Source organism: Paenibacillus sp. PL2-23 (assembly GCF_040834005.1).
In the GTDB taxonomy this organism is placed as follows: Bacteria; Bacillota; Bacilli; order Paenibacillales; family Paenibacillaceae; genus Pristimantibacillus.
The window spans coordinates 2,717,465-2,733,901 of sequence record NZ_CP162129.1 but is presented as its reverse complement, the minus strand read 5'-3'; the positions used below and the strand labels follow the sequence as shown (position 1 = coordinate 2,733,901).

Sequence of the window (16,437 nt, the reverse complement as noted above, 5' to 3'; positions counted from 1 at the left end):
CATCCCATTCGTTACATAAGACAGGGATGTTTCTTTAGCGCTGGTGTTACATAATCGTAGCGTGCAGCTCCTCGGCAAGCAGCTTAACTGGCTTGTTGCTGCTGTCCAGAATCGTAATGATCGGTTTATGCTGCTTGGCTTCCTCATTCGACAGCATGGCATAAGAAATAATAATGACCTGATCGCCTGGCTGAACAAGCCTAGCGGCGGCTCCGTTCAAGCAGATGACGCCGGAGCCTCGGGCTCCCGTAATCACGTAGGTTTCGAACCTCGCGCCGTTGTTGTTGTTGACGATCTGTACCTTCTCGTTCTCCAGAAGATCGGCGGCATCCATCAGATCCTCGTCTATTGTAATGCTGCCTACATAATTCAAATTGGCTTCCGTCACCGTAGCCCTGTGCAGCTTCGACTTCATCATTGTTCTAAACATGGTCTACACCTCCGATGGGTTCATACAGGCTGTTGTCGATCAATCGGGTGTTGCCGAACTTGACGGCCAGAGCAAGAATCACGGTGTATGGCAGCTCATTGATAGCAGCATCAGCCGAGAGCTCCTCCAGCGAAGGGAACCTTAACAGCTCGACATAATCAATTGCTGCGCCGCTTGCGCCGCGGATATGGTTCTTCACCCGTTCCACTAGCTCCCCGGCCGTCATGCCAGGCTGGGGGATCCATTCCTTCGCTAATTGAAGCGACTGCGATAAGACGACCGCCTGCGAACGCTGCTGGGCGGATAAGTATACATTCCGCGAGCTGAGCGCAAGCCCGTCCGGCTCCCGAACCGTTGGACATGGCACAACGTCTACATTGAAGTTCAAATCCTCGACAAGCTGAGTGATGACGGCCACCTGCTGCGCGTCCTTCATGCCGAAGTAAGCGCGATCGGGCTGGACGATATGAAACAGCTTGCTGACAATAAGCCCTACGCCGTCGAAGTGCCCTGGGCGGGAGGCGCCGCAGAGCCTTGTCGTAACGCCGCTAACGAGAACGCTGGTCAGAGGCTTTCTGGGATACATCTCCTCCACGGATGGGAGGAACACAAGATCCATCCCGTTCTGCTCTGCAAGCTCCAAGTCGCGCTCCTCGTCCCGGGGATACCGGTCAAAATCCTCGTTCGGACCAAATTGGGTCGGATTGACGAAGATGCTAAGCACCGCAGCTTCATTTTGCTCTTTGGCCTGGCGCATCAAGCTGGCGTGGCCCTCGTGCAGGAAGCCCATTGTGGGAACAAAGCCGATGGTTTTGCCCTCTTGCCTCAGCTCTCCAAGCTGCTGCTTCAGGCCTGCGATTGTACGGCAAATCTTCATTGTACGGACGCTCCATTCTTGGCAGCCGGGTCATCGCTGCCCGGTCCCCCGGAGCCGTACAGCCGGCTTGTGCCGACTGCCGAATTCACCGTTTGTGGCTGGAAGGCATGCTCCTCGGCCGGGAACTGTCCCGTTTTCACATCGTTGACATAAGATTCAATAGCGCCTCGAATGGTGGTTCCGATATCGGCGTATGCTTTCACGAATTTTTTCTCAAAGTATGGTGAAGCGTATTGGAGCAAATCATGATAGACAAGCACTTGTCCGTCGCAGCCCCTGCCGGCTCCGATCCCAATCGTTGGAATGGACAGCTTCTGGCTGACTGCCTCAGCCACAGGCTCCGTCACCAGCTCCAGAACAATGGCGAAGGCGCCGGCTTCCTGGAGCGCCAGCGCGTCCTCCAGCAGCCTCTGAACCTCTGGCTCCAGCTTGCCCTGCACCTTATAGCCGCCCAGCTGGTGAACGGACTGCGGGGTTAAGCCGATGTGGCCCATAACGGGAATACCCGCCTGCACCAGCGCTTTCACATCGTCCGCAATTTCAGCGCCGCCCTCCAGCTTCACCGCCTGGGCACCGCCTTGCTGCATGATTTTGGCGGCGTTGTGCAGCGTCGCCTCCCTGCTTGCGCCATAGGTCATAAATGGCATATCCGCTACAATAAACGTGCTAGTCGCCGCGCGGGCAACCGCTCGCGTGTGATATACGATATCCTCAATCGTGACGGGGATGGTCGTCTCGTAGCCAAGCACGACATTGCCGAGCGAATCCCCCACCAGAATAACATCAATACCTGCTTCTTCGGCAAGCTTAGCCGACGGGTAATCGTACGCCGTCAGCACGGAAATCGCGTTGCGATCCTGCTTCATCTTCCCCAGGCTGTTGATCGTCAGTCGTTTCCTCATCCGCTTCATCTCCTTCGGAGTATTGTGCGTCACGCTCTCCAGCTCCAACAGTCCTAGTGTAAACACAAAAAAACCTTTTAGCCGCTGCTAAAAAGGTTCCCGAAGAAAAAGGACACAGGGTGTCGCTCCTTCTGTCTCGGTCCACCTACGGCTCAGAGCAGAGTGTGCAACGCCAAACGTTATCTTACAGAACGGCTTGGGCCATCAGTGCAGCTTCCACGGGAATACCGCCTGATAGTTGTAGTGTAGCAAAAAAGCCAGCATTCGTAAATGGCGCGGGACCAGAGGCGATTTGCCGCAAGAGATGTCCCCCGCGGCGCTTCACCAGGGGCGTTATGTGGAGGCACGCGGCTCCCCCATCTCCGCAGAGAAGATGGAAGCATACGAGCCGTTATCCTGCAGCACACGAATCGCCCCGCTCTCCTCCAGACCGACCGGAATGCCGTGCAGCTCGCCCTGAGGCGTAATCAGCCTAGCTCTGCGGCCAAGCGTGACCGACAGCGACTCCCATAGTGTCGCGATGGGACCAAAGCCCTCCTGCAGGAACAGGTCGTACAGCGTCTCCCACTCCAGCAGGAACGCGGCCAGCAACGCTTGCCGGCTGAAGGCTCGTCCTCCCTCAATGCGCAGCGAGGTCGCCTTCTCCAGCAGCTCCTCGGGATAATCCGACGCGGATAGATTAACGCTCACGCCAACGCCCGCTATTATATATTTCAGACGCTCGTCCTCGGCGGCGGATTCCAGCAAGATGCCGCTTATTTTTTTGCCGTTAACAAGCAGATCATTAGGCCATTTGATGCCGATCTCAAGCTCCGTCTCTCTTCGCAGACTTCTGCATAACGCAACCGCCGTCAGCAGTGTCAGCTGCGGCGCGCAATGGATAGGCACCTCAGGTCGAAGCACCATGCTCATCCACAAGCCTTTGCCCTGTGGGGATACCCAGCCCCTGCCCATACGTCCGCGACCGCCAAGCTGCTCCTCCGCCAGCACCAGAGCTCCTTCCTGCGCGCCGTTCTCCGCCAGCTCTCGGGCCACATCCTGTGTGGATTTCACCTGCTCGCGGACAACGAGAGTGCTGCCGAACCTCTTGGCGCGAATGGCGCTGCTCCAAGCAGCTTCATCTATCGCTTCCGGAGCGAATACCAGCCTATAACCAAGCTTGGTGGACGCCTCAAACTCATAACCGGCCCCCTCCAGCTTCTTGATCTGCTTCCATACAGCGGTCCGGCTGACGCCGAGCTCCTGGCTCATCATGCCGCCGGATACGTATTGGTCCTTATGTCTTTCGAACAGCTGTAACAGCGCATCAATGCTCATCGCTTCGATCCTCTTCATTCCAATTTTCGGCCCATGCGAGCAGCTTGTCCTTCTCATTGGCCGTTTCACCTGACGCTGCGGCCAGCAGTAGCCGGCTTAGCGTCTTGCTGAGCCAAGGGCCTGCAGGTCGATTTAATCGCTGCAGCACCTCAGCGCCCCCGACCGCCAGCTCCTTCAGCGTCTTGGCAGGCATATCCTCCAGCCATGAGGCCAGCAGCGCTGCAGAGGGCTGGGTGAGCCTTCCCTGGTTATGGGGCAGCGTCCGTGCAATGCGCAGCCAGCTCCTGGCGGCAGACTCGCCTGCAGTCAGGACGACTTCCGTCCACGCCCTCTTGAGCGGCGCGACGTCATTCCGCGTCGGCTGGCCCCTATCTATCATACGCTCATGGCAGTCAATGACCGCGCTTATGAACATGCTTCGTTTGTTCGAGAACCGAAGCTGGCTCATCACGCTGCCAGCCTCCTCGCCAGTGAAAGCCAGCGACAGGAATACAGCAGCCCACCGCTCGTCCTTGACAGGAAGCTGGGCCATATCCGTCAGTTGAAGCTCATCGCCAGCGCTTCCCTTCCATTCTTCCATTGCTTGGTTCATCTTGCTCAGAGCGCTCCCCGGAAGCGGCTCCTTCCAATGGGACAGCAGGCCGCTGGCAGCAAGCCAAATGAGCGCCCGCTCCGGCACGTCGCTGCCTAGCATCTTGTCCAGCTCGGCCTGCACTCGCTCCATCGCAACATGGCGCAGCAGAGCGGCGTGTCTCTTCAAGGAGCGCCAGAGGGACGGGACAGGGGCGAGACGATACGCGCCAAGGAATCGGACCGCTCTGATCATCCGCAGGGCGTCCTCCTGGAAGCGCAAGCTGGGATCGCCTACGCAGCGCAGTCTGGACGCTCGCAGATCGCCTTCGCCGCCACAGGGATCGTATAGCTCGCCGCTTAGCTGGATGGCCATGGCGTTCATTGTAAAGTCGCGCCGCAGCAGGTCCTCGTCCAGCCCCTTGATGAACACCACTTCCGATGGCTTGCGGTGCCCCACATATGCCGCTTCTGCGCGATAGGTCGTCACCTCATACGTCATGCCATGCTGCACGACCGTCACTGTGCCATGCTGAAGACCGGTTGGGATACATTTGGGGAACAGCGCCAGCGTTTCCTCCGGCGTCGCCGACGTGGCAATATCGACATCCTGAATAGGCAAGCCAAGCACGGCGTCGCGAACAGCTCCGCCCACGAACACCGCTTCATGTCCCGCTTCCTCCAGCGTCTCCATTATGGGCAGCGCCGCAATCATTTCGTCCCTCAAACGAAGCCGCATCTGGCCTCACCCCTCACATACAGAAACCTTCATTTCCTCGTCTATGGCGTCTATGCCCAGCACTCTGTAATAAATCGACTCATATTGCGCCGTGATAACATCATTACAAAATTCATGTCTTGCCCGGTGTAGACACGCTTCCTTCACCCCGGCCATAAGCGCTTCGTCCTTCAGCAGCCGGATAGCATGGGCAGCCATCTCCTCCACATCCCCGATTGGAGACAGGAAGCCGGTCTCACCATGAGTGACCAGCTCGGGTATGCCCCCGGCATTGGACCCGATTGTCGGCACGCCGCAGGCCATCGCCTCCAGAGCGACCAGGCCAAAGCTTTCCTTCTCGGAAGGCAACAGCATAACATCGGCGAGCGAGATCACATGCGCGACGTCCTCCTGCTTGCCCAGGAAGTGCACCCTGTCCTCAAGCCCCATATTTCGAATTCGGCACTGCATCTTGGAGAGCTCCGGCCCTTCGCCAACGAGCAGCAGCTTGGATGGCACGTCCTTGCATACCTTGGCGAACACATCGATGACATCGCCAACCCGCTTCACGGGACGGAAGTTGGATATATGCATCAATATCTTCTCTTCCGGCAATGCAAAATCCGCCCGCAGCGAAGTAACATCTCTTGGATAATAAACTCGTTTGTCAACGAAATTATAGGTGAGATCGATAGGCGACATAATATCCAGCAGACTCCTAGTTTCCGCAATCAGATCGTTGGAAACCGCGGTTACCGCGTCGCTCTGATGGATCGCAAGACGAATCAGATCCTTAAGCGACTCGTCTTGGGCCAGTACTGTAATATCAGTGCCATGCAGCGTTGTGACCGTCTTCAGCCCGTCTCCGATCATTTGCTTGGCCAGATAGGCGCAGACGGCGTGCGGAATCGCGTAATGCACGTGAAGAATGTCCAGCTGCTGCATTTTGGCCACTTGCGCCATCTTGCTCGCTAGTGAGAGATCATACGGCGGGAAGCGGAAAACGTAATATTCATTAACCTCAACCTCGTGAAAAAATATATTCTTATGAAACTTTCCTAATCGGAAAGGAATACTATGCGTTATAAAATGAATTTCGTGCCCCTTTTCCGCCAGCAGCTTGCCAAGCTCCGTCGCTACAACTCCCGAGCCGCCCAGCGTCGGGTAACACGTAATGCCGATCTTCAATTTGCGAGCCATGAAGGCCGCACCTCCCACTCGTTCGGTATTTCTCTACGCTTGTATATCGTCAGAATCATTCGAAGAAGGTGACTTGATGAGGCTTCTTAATGGCGAAGCCTTCGGCGTAAGACCAGCCCCTGCTTTGCCCGAGCAAATAATCCCTTGCCTCCACCCGCTCCAGGTAGCCGTTCGTCAGCGGCGTCTCCACGGAATCTCCGGTCGCCGAACGGTCGAACTGCGAACGGTAAGCCCTCAGCGCTGCGCGCTTGGCCTCGTAAGCTGAAGTGACATCCACAAGGAGCGAGACCTGCTCCATGTCGTTAATATAATAATAGAATAGCTGCTCCACCTGCGCGGGGGGCGTATCCGGCATATATTGACGAAGCTTCGCGTTGAAGACCGCTTCTTCGATCAGCTTGCTGCAAGCGATATGGTCCGGATGCCGATCCACCCAATATGGAGCGAACACGTATCTGGGCTGCCAGCGCCGAATTTCGGCGACAACCGCTTCGATCTGCTCGCGGCTTGGCTGTAAGCCCCTGTCCGGCAGGCCAAGATTTGTTCTTGCATATAGACCAAGCACCGCGGAGGCTTGGGCGGCTTCCTGCCGCCTCAGCTCCACGGTGCCGTTAGAGGACATCTCCGCTTCCGTTAAATCGCAGATGCCTACCCGATATCCCGCCGACGTATGTTTGGCGATCGTGCCGCCCATGCCGATCTCGGCGTCGTCCGCATGCGCGCCGAACACCAATATATCAAGCTTCTCCATTACTCGTCCATCCCAGGCTTGTACTTGTGCACAAGCTCCCGCCACGCAAAGTCGCCTCGCTCCACGGCTTTGACCAGCACCTCAGCCGTAGCGATGTTAGTGGCGACAGGAATGCCCTGCACATCGCACAGACGAAGCAGCGCGATGATATCCGGCTCGTGTGGCTGAGCCATTAGGGGATCGCGCAGGAATATAATTAAATCCATCAGATTCTCCGCCACCAGCGCGCCGATCTGCTGGTCGCCGCCCAGTGGGCCAGACATAAAGCGATGGATCTCCAGGTCAGTCTGCTCCATAATCCGCGTGCCGGTTGTGCCCGTTGAATAAAGCTTGTGCGGGACGAATACATGTTCATAAGCGATTACGAAATTCACCATTTCATCCTTCTTGCGATCATGCGCGATAAATGCAATGTTCAGCATGCCGTTCCCCTCTCCCGCTGTCAAATGATGCCGCTTGGGCTAATCCATAATATGCTCAAACCCGTAAATCATGCCGGTATACGTCATAACCTTCTTCACCGCGACATTGACGCCCGGCATATAGCCGGCGCGATCATAGGAATCGTGGCGAATTTTGAGCGTCTGTCCGTATCCGCCGAACACGACCTCCTGCTGAGCGAATACGCCTGGCAGCCTGACGCTATGTATCCGGAACCCGTTGTAATAACCGCCGCGCGCTCCTTCAATGACCTCTTCCTCCATAGGATTGCCCTGCTTCAGCTCCCGGCGAACCTGGGAGATCAGCTCTGCGGTTTTGATTGACGTGCCGGATGGCGCATCCAGCTTCTGATCGCCGTGATATTCAATAATTTCGACATGCGGCATATATTTGGATGCCTCAGCCGCAAATTTCATCATCAATATGGCGCCAATCGAGAAGTTTGGCGCGATCAGGCCGCCAATGCCTTTGCTCTTGCACAGCTCGTCCAGCTCCACGATCTGCTCCGGCGTAAACCCCGTTGTTCCAATAATGGGACGAACGCCATATTCGATGCTCGTACGCGTGTTGACATATGCCGCTTGAGGCACAGTAAAGTCAACCAGCACATCCGCTTTGGCGCTGCTGAGCGCTTCCTCCAGCGTTGCGCTTACCGTTACGCCTGTATGGGGCTTGCCTGCAAACACGCCCGCGTCCACCGGCCCCGAGGATGGACTTACTGCAGCGACAAGCTGCAAGGACTCATCCTCGAGCACCATTTTGACTACTTCCTTGCCCATTCTACCGGCCGCGCCGATAACCGCCACTCTAATTGTATCCGCCATCTGCAGTTCCCCTTGTCGTTATTTTCTTCTCATCGTCGAACGAATCCGCTGCATTCTCCGTTTGCGGCTTATGTCCGCAAACAATCTGCGAGCTGCCGAATGATTGGGATCCAGCCGCAGCGCTTCTCTCGCATGCTCCATCGCCTCATCCAGAAGTCCATCGGATTGGCAGACGACAGCAAGCGTATAATAAGAATCAAAGCTCAATGGATCCAGCGATACCGCCAGCCGCAGCCGTTCAGCCGCTTCCTTCATATTGGGCGTCGTATCCGCGAGCAGCCCATTCACCTCAGCCAGAAGAAGTCTGGCTTGAATGCTTTGTGAATGAAAACGGTATTCCTCGTTGCCGGGGTCCAGCTTCTCCGCCATATCGGCATAAATTTTGGCTTTGGTCCATTTGCCGCTTCTGGCGCAGGATATCGCACATTTATGATGATAGGCGGCATTGCCGGGCTCTGCGGCGATCGCCTGCTCGAACCAATAAATAGCCTCTTCGAAATCGCTGTGAAAAATATATTCATACGCCTTCCTGATGCAGGTATCCCCATCCATCTGTCCATCCTCCTTGTACAGGGGTAATGGTACAGCATATGTAGGGGGCTTGCTTACAGTTCGCCGTTTTTCCGTGTCCAGCGATTGGCGTCACGCGTATTGAACTTATGCATGACCTTGTTATGCGCTTCCGTCAAATCGATGCCGAGCGAATTGGCGAAGCACGACAATATGAATAAGATGTCGCCAAGCTCCATCTCCACCGTATTTTCAGCTTCATCCGCTTTTTTCGGCTTCTCGCCGTAATAATGATTCACCTCGCGCGCCAGCTCTCCCACTTCCTCGGACATCCGCGCCATTAGCGCAAGCGGACTGAAGTAGCCTTCTTTGAACTGGGCGATGTATTCATCGACCTCGCGCTGTATTTGTGCCAGGGATTTCTCTTGCATCATACGCTTCCTTCCATTATTCGCTACACTTTCATATGTTACCGTATTGGGATTATGAAAATCAATGTTTTTTGATAGCGCCAAATAAGCCATAATAGATATGGCACCTACATAACACGAGAGGAAGTATCATTGTGAAACGCATGCTCATCCAGCTCAGACTTATTATCCCTATCCTGATCGGCACCGCCATTTACGCCTTCGGGCTGCAATGCTTTGTTATCCCTTATCAGCTGATGGAGGGCGGCGTGACAGGGATTGGCGTTCTGCTTAATTACGCAGCGGGCTGGCCCCTGTCCGTCACCACACTTCTTCTGAACATCCCGATATTTCTCCTGGGCTGGCGTGCGCTTGGCCGATTTCAGATGTTTTATACCATACTGGGGACCGTCTCGCTGTCGGTATTCCTGGCGCTGATGGAGAGTTTGATCCGCCGTGGACTCCTGGAGCGAATTACGATGCCGGGCGACGTTATGCTGGTAGCGTTGTACGCAGGCGTCACGCTTGGCGCTGGTCTCGGTATCGTCTTCCGATATGGCGGCACGACCGGCGGAATTGATATCATTGCCCGTATTGTGTCCCGGTGGCGCGGCTACAGCATGGGCCAGGTCATCCTGGGCTTTGATGCTATCATTATCGGCGTATCGCTCCTGTATATTTCGCTTGAGAAGGTGCTGTATACGCTTGTTGTCGTTTTTGTCGCATCGAAGATTATCGATTTTATTCAAGATGGCGCCTACTCCGCCAAAGCGTTTTCGGTCATTACCGATCACGGCCAGGAAATTGCCTTGAGCATTACGAAGGAGCTGGAGCGAGGCGTCACGCTGATGCCTGCCAAGGGCGCATTCTCCGGGCAGCACAAAGAGGTCGTATATTGCGTCGTGGGACGAGCGGAAACCCGCCGTCTCAAAGGCATCGTACGCAATATCGACCCCAAGGCGTTTATCGTTATCAATGAAGTGCATGACGTGCTTGGCGAAGGCTTTAAGGAGGAGTGAAGGCATCCCCTCTAGAGCTTCTTGACCCCGAATGGACTGTGCTTGTACTTACGCCAGCCGGTCCAGGTCAGCACGGCGGATATAATCGTGCCAAGCAGCAGCGACCATTGCAATGGGTGGCCAAGGGCTGATACGCTCGCGTTCGGAATGGCTAACGCATCCTCATAATGAACGAATATGCCGTCAACAGCCGCTTGGATGCCATCCAAGGATTGTTCAATCCGCTGGGAATAGGCACTCCCTGCCCCCCCCTCTGAGGCTTGCAGCAAACGCTCGGAATATTCGATGCGATGCATGAGCTCATTCATCCGGGTCGTATCTCCTGCGAACAAAGCCGCAGCTTCAATCCGGCTCGCGTGAGCCGACATGCCGGCAAGCAACGCACGCGCGGCAGCAGCGCCGTTATCGTTGGATCGCTTCCATGCCTGGCGCACGGCAAGCACGTCCTCCTTCAGCAGGCCTTCATATTGCAGCCATAACGCGCCATCCCCGCCTATAAGCGCGTCCGCCCCCAGGCGTAGTCTGACGGCATGCTCCAGCCACATAGAGTGAGGATGCTCACTCATCAGCTTGCGTTCCAACGCCAACGCATCCTGTCGAGCGGCGGACCAGCCTTGCGGCGTGCCGTAGCTCTGCAGCATCTCATCCTCAAGCAGAAGCTTCAGCTTCTGCAGCTCCGCGTAAGCCGCTTGGCGATTGTTGGCGTGTGACGCCGTATATAAAGCCGCAGCGGATTGGTCCAGCTTGTACAGCTGACGATATGGACTGTCCGCTAATAGCTCCTGATACATGATGGCTGGGGTCGCGCTTCCCCACACTACCCCCGCCGACCCTGCCGCCATGAACAGGAATACGATTAGCGGTATTACAAAACGCGCTTTCATGGACATCCCCCCATAATCTAACCTTATGAGGGGATGTCCATAGTTATTCTTGTTTTCTAAACCTCTTAATCACAAGCAGCGGTGCGATAAAGCTCGCGACTGACAGCCAATAAGTGAAAATACGGATGCTGCCAAGCTCTTGATCCAGCTCGCGAGGCAGCCATGGATAGATGCCCGCTGTATAGTCCATCGTGTCGTTAAGCAGCAGCCAGCCCAAGGCAGCAACGAGAGCTCCAGGGCCTGCTTTCATAAATCGCACATAAAGAAGCGCCTCAATCGCCATTGCGAGATGCGAGCCGATCAGCATATAATGCTGCCAATCCAGGACATCCCCGCGAGCAGCGCCCCATACGATCATTGCGACCGCCCATATCCCGTATTTCACCGAGCATACAACCGCTAACGCTTCAATCAGCAATCGTCCAGCGGCAGCCAATCTAGACGGCTTGGCAATGGGATACAGCAAATACAGCAATGCCGCTGTAAAAAACAAGCTTGCGGTTGGCGAATCCGGCACAAAGGGAAGCATCCAAGCCGGCTTATGCTCAGCCGTCCAGTACAGCTGATTGTCATACCAAATATATCCATATATTGTACCCAACAGGTTGACGATAAACAGCAGCCACAAAAATTGGCGGTTCAACAGAAAGCTTCGGCTAAAAAACAGCTGCAGGCCCACTCTCCCACCCCCTCCTTTGAAAAAAAACCTGACCGTATAAGTACGATCAGGTTTCTTAAGCTATACATGAGTTATTCCTGTGTTTGCTTGGAGAGCCACACAGCAAGCTGGTCAATCTCCTCCGAGGACAATGAATCCTTGTAAGCAGGCATCGCCCCATTGTTCCGGCCATTCATAATGGTATCAGCAATTTCTTCCTTGGTCAGACGGTTGCCTACGCCCAGCAATGCTGGACCCATACCGCCGTTCAAGTCAGCTGCGTGACAGCCGATACATTGTGCTTCCACAATGCCCATGATGGGATCATCCGGCTCAATAATAGCGGCCGCTTCTTCCTTCTTCAGGAAGTTAGGACGCTCCTCGCCATTCTCAATGGCCTCTCTTACACGATCTGAGCGCTCATGATGCTCTGGGATTTGTCCGTTCTTCTCCAGCATGTGCTGGTAGTGATCCCAAGAAACGACTGTCAAGTACACACAAGCCGCGAGTGTAACAAACATAAGCGATGAAGCGATTGGACGACGGTAGAAGCGGCGCTCCTTGCCAGTGTCCAGGAATGGCGCCAGCATAAGTGCACCGAACATGACGCCCGGTATGCCCAGTGTTCCAAGCAGAATATAATCCTGTGAAACGTATGGATATTTCAGGAATTGATACAGGAACAAGAAGTACCAGTCAGGCATCGGAATAAATGCCGCGTTAGTAGGATCCGCCGGATAGCCCAGCGGCGGCGGTTCCGCAATAACCCATACCAGGAAGCCGACTAACACAACACAGCCGACCATCCATTCCTTGAGCAGGAAGTTCGGGATGAAGGCTTCCGATTTGCCCGGGAACGACGTGTAGTCCGGGGGCGTCTGGAAGCCCTTGCCCTTCTTCACGCGGGTGTCGCCGACGAAGACGACCTTCTCGTTCGAATTATGACCATGAGCCATATATATGCCTCCCTTCGATTAAAGTGGTCCCGAAATGCCTTGTCTGCGGATCATCAGGAAATGCGCCGCCAGCATGGCGATTAACGCGCCTGGCAGGAAGAACACGTGAATCGCGAAGAAGCGAGTCAGCGTCTGTGCGCCTACGATATCGCCGCCGTACAGGAAGTCAGCGATATAGCTTCCAATGTAAGGAACGGATGCCGCGATTTCTACGCCGACCTTCGTCGCGTAATACGCTTTATTGTCCCAAGGAAGCAGGTAGCCTGTGAAGCCGAGGCCTAACATAATGAAGAAAATGAGCATTCCGACAACCCAGTTCATCTCGCGAGGCGCCTTGTAGGAGCCCGTGAAAAATACGCGCAGAGTATGTAGGAACATCATAACGATGACCAAGCTGGCGCCGAAGTGATGCATGCCGCGCACGATCTGGCCGAACGCTACTTGATGCTGCAGGAAATCGACGCTCGCGTAAGCGTTGATAATATCCGGCACATAATACATCGTCAGGAACATGCCCGACAGAATTTGGATGACCGTAATAAAAAACGTCAAGCCACCGAAGCAATAGACGAATGCGGAGAAGTGATGAGCCGGGTTAACGTGCTCTGGCACCTCGTGATCCGCCACATCTCTCCAAAGCGGCGTAATGTCAAGACGTTCGTCGATCCAGTTGTAAACAGTTTTAAACATCTGGCTTACGCCCTCCTTAGACTCTTGTGTTCGCAATGATCGGTCCCAAATACACGAAGCCGTCCTTCACGTCTACCTCGTATTCATCAAGCGGGGTATTAGCAACCGTAATATTTTTCCCGTCCTTGGAATATCGAGCGTCGTGACAAGGGCAATCGTATTCGCTGCGTCCCTTCGTATTCCAGAAAATCGTGCAGCCCAAGTGCTTACAAACCGGCGATAATGCAAAAATCTTGCCATCCTCGGCCTTGGAGATCCAAGCTACAAGCTCAGGCTCGCTTTCGTACCATCCATCAACCTGATGGATTTTGAATTTGAATTCCTGCGGTTCCGCTGTGATCTTGCTCTCCTCGACAACCTTGACAAAGTTGCCGCCTTCTTTCTTGATGAGAAGTGGATCCACCGCGAAGCGAACCATTGGCAATACCGCGCCACCCATCATGAAAGCCGTTGTGCCGCCAAGCGTATATGACAAAAATTGACGCCGGGACATTTCTTTGCGCTGAACCGGACGATGCGCCGTCTCGTGTTGTTCATGATTACTCATCTTCTGTTCTAACCCCCTTTGCCAACCATATCTCGCGTCTTGCCGCACGGCAAAAACACATGACGAACTAGGACATAACTTATAATAGCCTAGGTGTTTGGGAGCGTCAAGAATATGGCCCGATATTTGCGTCATAATGGAAATGACGTTCAACAATTTGTTATCATTTTGTCACAATTGACCTGCTCTGGCATTTGTTTTCCCCAAATTTCGAGCCTTTTATTCCTACCATGCGCCCAGCTAGACGGCCGTGCGGCTCCATAGCTCTCTGATCCATGTCGAAACCGCTTCCTTCGAGGGCCATTCGCCGTTCTCGGCGGGCTGAATAATAAGATCGGCGCCTCCGTCCTGAAGCTGAAGCGAGGCATCCGCCGACACAAACACAATAACAGCGAAGCCAGAGGCTCGCAGATTGGCGCAATAATCAGCCAGCGCGTCGCAGGCTCTCGTTGCCGGCGTCACGTAATGGCAGGCGGGATAGGTGACGACCCGTCCCTTGAACGGAATCTCTATGAGATCCAGCATATCGCGCAGCCTCTCCAGCTTCTCGGTTGCCTCATACGGCGATTCGCTGCCGTCCAGCCCCGTTACAGGCAGCAGACAGGTGTCCAGGTACGGCTTCAGCTCGTCCCATTGCTCTCTTGATATGTCGCTAAACTTCATTATCCCTCTCCTATCGCGCAGTGTTCGTGCAACTCTTCTATATTACAAAAGAAAGCCTCCAAATGCCAGAGCGATTGAGCCCGCTCCGGCACCCGGAAGCCTCCTGTCCATTATGCTTTTAACTGATTCAGCTGCTTGACGAGCTGGTAGAACGTATCCTCGTCTCCACGCGCTAGCGCTTCGTCTATCGCCTTGCCCAGCTTCTCCGTCTGAAATTTCAAGACCGCTTCGTCGAGCACGAGCTCGGCGGCAAGTCCAAGCATGGCTTCGTACGCAACCTTCATTTTGTCCATAGGATACACCTCCACGCCGGCGCTTACGAGATCCTATATTCCATTCCTTTCGTCACGTAGCTCTCCATCGTCTTCCTCATGCGCTGCAGATCGTCCTCTGTCAATTCTCTCACGACTTTGGCTGGCGTTCCGAGAGAAAGCGTATAGGGTGGTAGCTTTTTATTCTCTGTAACTATTGAACCGGCTCCTATTAAAGCATATTCACCAATCTCGGCGCCGTTTAGTACGATGGCCCCCATTCCGATTAATGTGCCTCTGCCTATCGTGCAGCCATGTATAATCGCGCTGTGGCCGACGGACACCTCATCCTCCAGAATAAGCGGCTGCCGTTCGTTGACATGTCCCACGACGCCGTCCTGTATATTGCAGCTATGGCCAATTCGGATTGGCGCCAGATCGCCTCTTAATACGGAATTGAACCATACAGTGCTTCGTTCTCCGATCGAGACATCGCCAATCAGCTTGGCGCCCTCCGCGATGTAGCAGCTTTCATGCACAGCGGGCATGATTCCCTTGTAGGGCAGCAGCATCTCTCATCCTCTCCCATCGTATTGAGTTGGTGAGATTCTACCAACTGCCCCATGGAAAGTCAATGCCGCTGCGCCTCCAGGTTGCTGGCGCCGCCTTCGACCAGAAGGCTGCCAGTCTTGGTCATTCTCATAACCGTGCCATAGAGGGGATGCTCCCCAATTCGCAACAGGCCAAGATGCGTCATCATCTTCAACAGACGTGTTTCAAATATGGCATTCGGCTCGTCGTAATAATACGTCTTGATAAACGGCGTCAGCGCCGCGCGTACAGATTGCACCGTTACCCACTCGCCGCTAAGCGTGTGAACCCAGTGCACAAGCGAGAGCAGATTGGCGACGGGTCCCCGATATATTTTGAGCCAATACCGATAGAGCTGCTCCAGCTCGGCCTGGGACGGCGCCTTGTGCAGGCGCTCCTTCCCCGCCTCTGTCACAGAGAGGATGCCCTCCGACTCGGCAATCAGCTTCGAGCTGCAGCAGAAATCGTATAGGAGCGAGAACCGATCGGGATAATGGTTGAAATGCCTGCCATAGCCGAAGCGCCAAGCGCCCTTGGCGGGAGGCTCCTCCTGTACACCCATCAGGTCGAGCAGCTGCTGCAGAAATCTTTTGTACATGGAGCCGTCGGACACAAGCTGTATTTCATTATGGTAGACAAAATGCAGCAGCGTCTTGACGTCGTCCAGCAGCAGTCCCTGCTCATCGCGGTACAGGGGAGGCTCGTCCGTATACTGCAGTCCGTCCGAGAAGCGTCGCTTCAATGCCTCTCTGAATCTCAGCTTCAAATCATGCGGCACCTGGAACAGGTATCGTCCTGGTCCGCTGATGCCGTTGAACAGCCAGCCCTGGTGCTTGAAGCTGGCAATGATATCTCTTGGGCTCGGCGGAGGGGGCGGCGCGGCCGCCTTTTTTCTACTTTTTTTTCGAATTCCCGCCTGCTCCTGCGTCTGCTCTTTCGCCTGCTGCTCCTCGCCGAATCGACTCTGCTGCACCCGCGCGATCAAATCTTCCAGGCTGTAAGAGGCTCTTGATTCGAAGAGCAGTGAATTCAGAAAACGCAAATCCTCCACTTGCATGCTGCTGATCTGCTCGTCAAAGACATCGTGCCGGCTCATCTGGGCCAGGATCGATTGAATCAGCTCATTTTTGGAGTTGCCGTTGCAGTCACAGCGGTACACGCCGGCGATTTTGCCCAATTGCCCGATATCCGCGTAGCTCAGCATATCCGAAAGGTTCATGCATTCTCC

General features: G+C 54.8%; 21 protein-coding genes. 1 reads left to right on the top strand and 20 read right to left on the bottom strand.

Features of this window, described 5'->3' with window-relative positions; all coding sequences use genetic code 11:
* Positions 1 to 46: 46 nt before the first annotated feature.
* The 11 genes from panD to AB1S56_RS11740 form a co-directional block, all read right to left on the bottom strand.
* Entirely contained in the window at positions 47 to 430 is a 384-nt protein-coding gene (gene panD / locus AB1S56_RS11790; protein ID WP_340867587.1) for an aspartate 1-decarboxylase, read from the bottom strand.
* Positions 423 to 1,307, bottom strand: coding sequence for a pantoate--beta-alanine ligase (gene panC / locus AB1S56_RS11785; RefSeq protein ID WP_340867588.1), 885 nt, complete (start codon positions 1,305 to 1,307; stop codon positions 423 to 425). Before panC ends, panD begins: the two co-directional genes overlap by 8 nt.
* A complete protein-coding gene (gene panB / locus AB1S56_RS11780; protein ID WP_340867589.1) occupies positions 1,304 to 2,209 on the bottom strand; it encodes a 3-methyl-2-oxobutanoate hydroxymethyltransferase in 906 nt (301 codons plus the stop codon). Before panB ends, panC begins: the two co-directional genes overlap by 4 nt.
* Positions 2,210 to 2,542: 333 nt before the next feature.
* On the bottom strand, positions 2,543 to 3,526 hold the full coding sequence (locus tag AB1S56_RS11775; protein WP_340867590.1) for a biotin--[acetyl-CoA-carboxylase] ligase: 984 nt from the start codon (positions 3,524 to 3,526) through the stop codon (positions 2,543 to 2,545).
* On the bottom strand, positions 3,516 to 4,835 hold the full coding sequence (locus tag AB1S56_RS11770; RefSeq protein WP_340867591.1) for a CCA tRNA nucleotidyltransferase: 1,320 nt from the start codon (positions 4,833 to 4,835) through the stop codon (positions 3,516 to 3,518). Before AB1S56_RS11770 ends, AB1S56_RS11775 begins: the two co-directional genes overlap by 11 nt.
* Before the next feature lie 6 nt (positions 4,836 to 4,841).
* Positions 4,842 to 6,014 carry an N-acetyl-alpha-D-glucosaminyl L-malate synthase BshA gene (bshA, locus tag AB1S56_RS11765; RefSeq protein WP_340867592.1) on the bottom strand — a complete coding sequence of 391 codons (1,173 nt, stop codon included), beginning with the start codon at positions 6,012 to 6,014 and terminating at the stop codon, positions 4,842 to 4,844.
* Positions 6,015 to 6,069: 55 nt separating this feature from the next.
* On the bottom strand, positions 6,070 to 6,765 hold the full coding sequence (gene bshB1, locus AB1S56_RS11760) for a bacillithiol biosynthesis deacetylase BshB1 (RefSeq protein WP_340867593.1): 696 nt from the start codon (positions 6,763 to 6,765) through the stop codon (positions 6,070 to 6,072).
* On the bottom strand, positions 6,765 to 7,187 hold the full coding sequence (mgsA, locus tag AB1S56_RS11755) for a methylglyoxal synthase (RefSeq protein WP_340867594.1): 423 nt from the start codon (positions 7,185 to 7,187) through the stop codon (positions 6,765 to 6,767). The genes bshB1 and mgsA overlap by 1 nt, the downstream gene beginning before the upstream one ends.
* Before the next feature lie 39 nt (positions 7,188 to 7,226).
* The gene (dapB, locus tag AB1S56_RS11750) at positions 7,227 to 8,030 is read right to left on the bottom strand and encodes a 4-hydroxy-tetrahydrodipicolinate reductase (protein ID WP_340867596.1); all 804 of its coding nucleotides are present in this window, start codon (positions 8,028 to 8,030) and stop codon (positions 7,227 to 7,229) included.
* A gap of 18 nt (positions 8,031 to 8,048) precedes the next feature.
* Positions 8,049 to 8,582 carry a tetratricopeptide repeat protein gene (locus AB1S56_RS11745; RefSeq protein ID WP_340867598.1) on the bottom strand — a complete coding sequence of 178 codons (534 nt, stop codon included), beginning with the start codon at positions 8,580 to 8,582 and terminating at the stop codon, positions 8,049 to 8,051.
* A 53-nt stretch (positions 8,583 to 8,635) separates the two neighbouring features.
* Positions 8,636 to 8,971 carry a nucleotide pyrophosphohydrolase gene (locus AB1S56_RS11740; RefSeq protein WP_340867998.1) on the bottom strand — a complete coding sequence of 112 codons (336 nt, stop codon included), beginning with the start codon at positions 8,969 to 8,971 and terminating at the stop codon, positions 8,636 to 8,638.
* 128 nt (positions 8,972 to 9,099) lie between these two features.
* On the opposite strand from AB1S56_RS11740, the gene AB1S56_RS11735 reads away from it, so the two are divergent.
* Entirely contained in the window at positions 9,100 to 9,969 is an 870-nt protein-coding gene (locus AB1S56_RS11735; RefSeq protein WP_340867999.1) for a YitT family protein, read from the top strand.
* A gap of 11 nt (positions 9,970 to 9,980) precedes the next feature.
* On the opposite strand, the gene AB1S56_RS11730 is transcribed toward AB1S56_RS11735, so the two are convergent.
* From AB1S56_RS11730 to AB1S56_RS11690, 9 genes are all read right to left on the bottom strand, one after another.
* Positions 9,981 to 10,853 carry a sporulation protein YpjB gene (locus AB1S56_RS11730; protein ID WP_340867600.1) on the bottom strand — a complete coding sequence of 291 codons (873 nt, stop codon included), beginning with the start codon at positions 10,851 to 10,853 and terminating at the stop codon, positions 9,981 to 9,983.
* Positions 10,854 to 10,896: 43 nt separating this feature from the next.
* Positions 10,897 to 11,532, bottom strand: a complete 636-nt coding sequence (locus AB1S56_RS11725; protein ID WP_340867603.1) for a DUF1405 domain-containing protein — start codon at positions 11,530 to 11,532, stop codon at positions 10,897 to 10,899.
* Between the two features lie 71 nt (positions 11,533 to 11,603).
* Entirely contained in the window at positions 11,604 to 12,467 is an 864-nt protein-coding gene (locus tag AB1S56_RS11720; protein ID WP_340867604.1) for a c-type cytochrome, read from the bottom strand.
* 18 nt (positions 12,468 to 12,485) lie between these two features.
* Positions 12,486 to 13,157 carry a menaquinol-cytochrome c reductase cytochrome b subunit gene (qcrB, locus tag AB1S56_RS11715; protein WP_340867605.1) on the bottom strand — a complete coding sequence of 224 codons (672 nt, stop codon included), beginning with the start codon at positions 13,155 to 13,157 and terminating at the stop codon, positions 12,486 to 12,488.
* Positions 13,158 to 13,173: 16 nt separating this feature from the next.
* On the bottom strand, positions 13,174 to 13,704 hold the full coding sequence (locus tag AB1S56_RS11710) for a ubiquinol-cytochrome c reductase iron-sulfur subunit (RefSeq protein ID WP_340867606.1): 531 nt from the start codon (positions 13,702 to 13,704) through the stop codon (positions 13,174 to 13,176).
* A gap of 240 nt (positions 13,705 to 13,944) precedes the next feature.
* Positions 13,945 to 14,367, bottom strand: a complete 423-nt coding sequence (locus AB1S56_RS11705; RefSeq protein ID WP_340867608.1) for a DUF2487 family protein — start codon at positions 14,365 to 14,367, stop codon at positions 13,945 to 13,947.
* A gap of 110 nt (positions 14,368 to 14,477) precedes the next feature.
* Complete coding sequence (locus tag AB1S56_RS11700; RefSeq protein WP_340867609.1) at positions 14,478 to 14,660, bottom strand: IDEAL domain-containing protein; 183 nt, start codon at positions 14,658 to 14,660, stop codon at positions 14,478 to 14,480.
* A gap of 23 nt (positions 14,661 to 14,683) precedes the next feature.
* Positions 14,684 to 15,190, bottom strand: coding sequence for a gamma carbonic anhydrase family protein (locus AB1S56_RS11695; protein ID WP_340867611.1), 507 nt, complete (start codon positions 15,188 to 15,190; stop codon positions 14,684 to 14,686).
* 59 nt (positions 15,191 to 15,249) lie between these two features.
* On the bottom strand, positions 15,250 to 16,428 hold the full coding sequence (locus AB1S56_RS11690; RefSeq protein ID WP_340867613.1) for a hypothetical protein: 1,179 nt from the start codon (positions 16,426 to 16,428) through the stop codon (positions 15,250 to 15,252).
* Positions 16,429 to 16,437 lie beyond the last annotated feature (9 nt).

Coding starts and splice junctions, on each gene's coding strand:
- AB1S56_RS11695 (WP_340867611.1), bottom strand. CDS start 15,190: ATGCTGCTGCCCTACAAGGGAATCATGCCCGCTGTGCATGAAAGCTGC.
- AB1S56_RS11700 (WP_340867609.1), bottom strand. CDS start 14,660: ATGGACAAAATGAAGGTTGCGTACGAAGCCATGCTTGGACTTGCCGCC.
- AB1S56_RS11745 (WP_340867598.1), bottom strand. CDS start 8,582: ATGGATGGGGATACCTGCATCAGGAAGGCGTATGAATATATTTTTCAC.
- AB1S56_RS11775 (WP_340867590.1), bottom strand. CDS start 3,526: ATGAGCATTGATGCGCTGTTACAGCTGTTCGAAAGACATAAGGACCAA.
- panB (WP_340867589.1), bottom strand. CDS start 2,209: ATGAGGAAACGACTGACGATCAACAGCCTGGGGAAGATGAAGCAGGAT.
- bshA (WP_340867592.1), bottom strand. CDS start 6,014: ATGGCTCGCAAATTGAAGATCGGCATTACGTGTTACCCGACGCTGGGC.
- AB1S56_RS11720 (WP_340867604.1), bottom strand. CDS start 12,467: ATGGCTCATGGTCATAATTCGAACGAGAAGGTCGTCTTCGTCGGCGAC.
- panD (WP_340867587.1), bottom strand. CDS start 430: ATGTTTAGAACAATGATGAAGTCGAAGCTGCACAGGGCTACGGTGACG.
- panC (WP_340867588.1), bottom strand. CDS start 1,307: ATGAAGATTTGCCGTACAATCGCAGGCCTGAAGCAGCAGCTTGGAGAG.
- AB1S56_RS11705 (WP_340867608.1), bottom strand. CDS start 14,367: ATGAAGTTTAGCGACATATCAAGAGAGCAATGGGACGAGCTGAAGCCG.
- qcrB (WP_340867605.1), bottom strand. CDS start 13,157: ATGTTTAAAACTGTTTACAACTGGATCGACGAACGTCTTGACATTACG.
- AB1S56_RS11730 (WP_340867600.1), bottom strand. CDS start 10,853: ATGAAAGCGCGTTTTGTAATACCGCTAATCGTATTCCTGTTCATGGCG.
- mgsA (WP_340867594.1), bottom strand. CDS start 7,187: ATGCTGAACATTGCATTTATCGCGCATGATCGCAAGAAGGATGAAATG.
- AB1S56_RS11710 (WP_340867606.1), bottom strand. CDS start 13,704: ATGAGTAATCATGAACAACACGAGACGGCGCATCGTCCGGTTCAGCGC.
- AB1S56_RS11770 (WP_340867591.1), bottom strand. CDS start 4,835: ATGCGGCTTCGTTTGAGGGACGAAATGATTGCGGCGCTGCCCATAATG.
- AB1S56_RS11690 (WP_340867613.1), bottom strand. CDS start 16,428: ATGAACCTTTCGGATATGCTGAGCTACGCGGATATCGGGCAATTGGGC.
- bshB1 (WP_340867593.1), bottom strand. CDS start 6,765: ATGGAGAAGCTTGATATATTGGTGTTCGGCGCGCATGCGGACGACGCC.
- AB1S56_RS11740 (WP_340867998.1), bottom strand. CDS start 8,971: ATGCAAGAGAAATCCCTGGCACAAATACAGCGCGAGGTCGATGAATAC.
- dapB (WP_340867596.1), bottom strand. CDS start 8,030: ATGGCGGATACAATTAGAGTGGCGGTTATCGGCGCGGCCGGTAGAATG.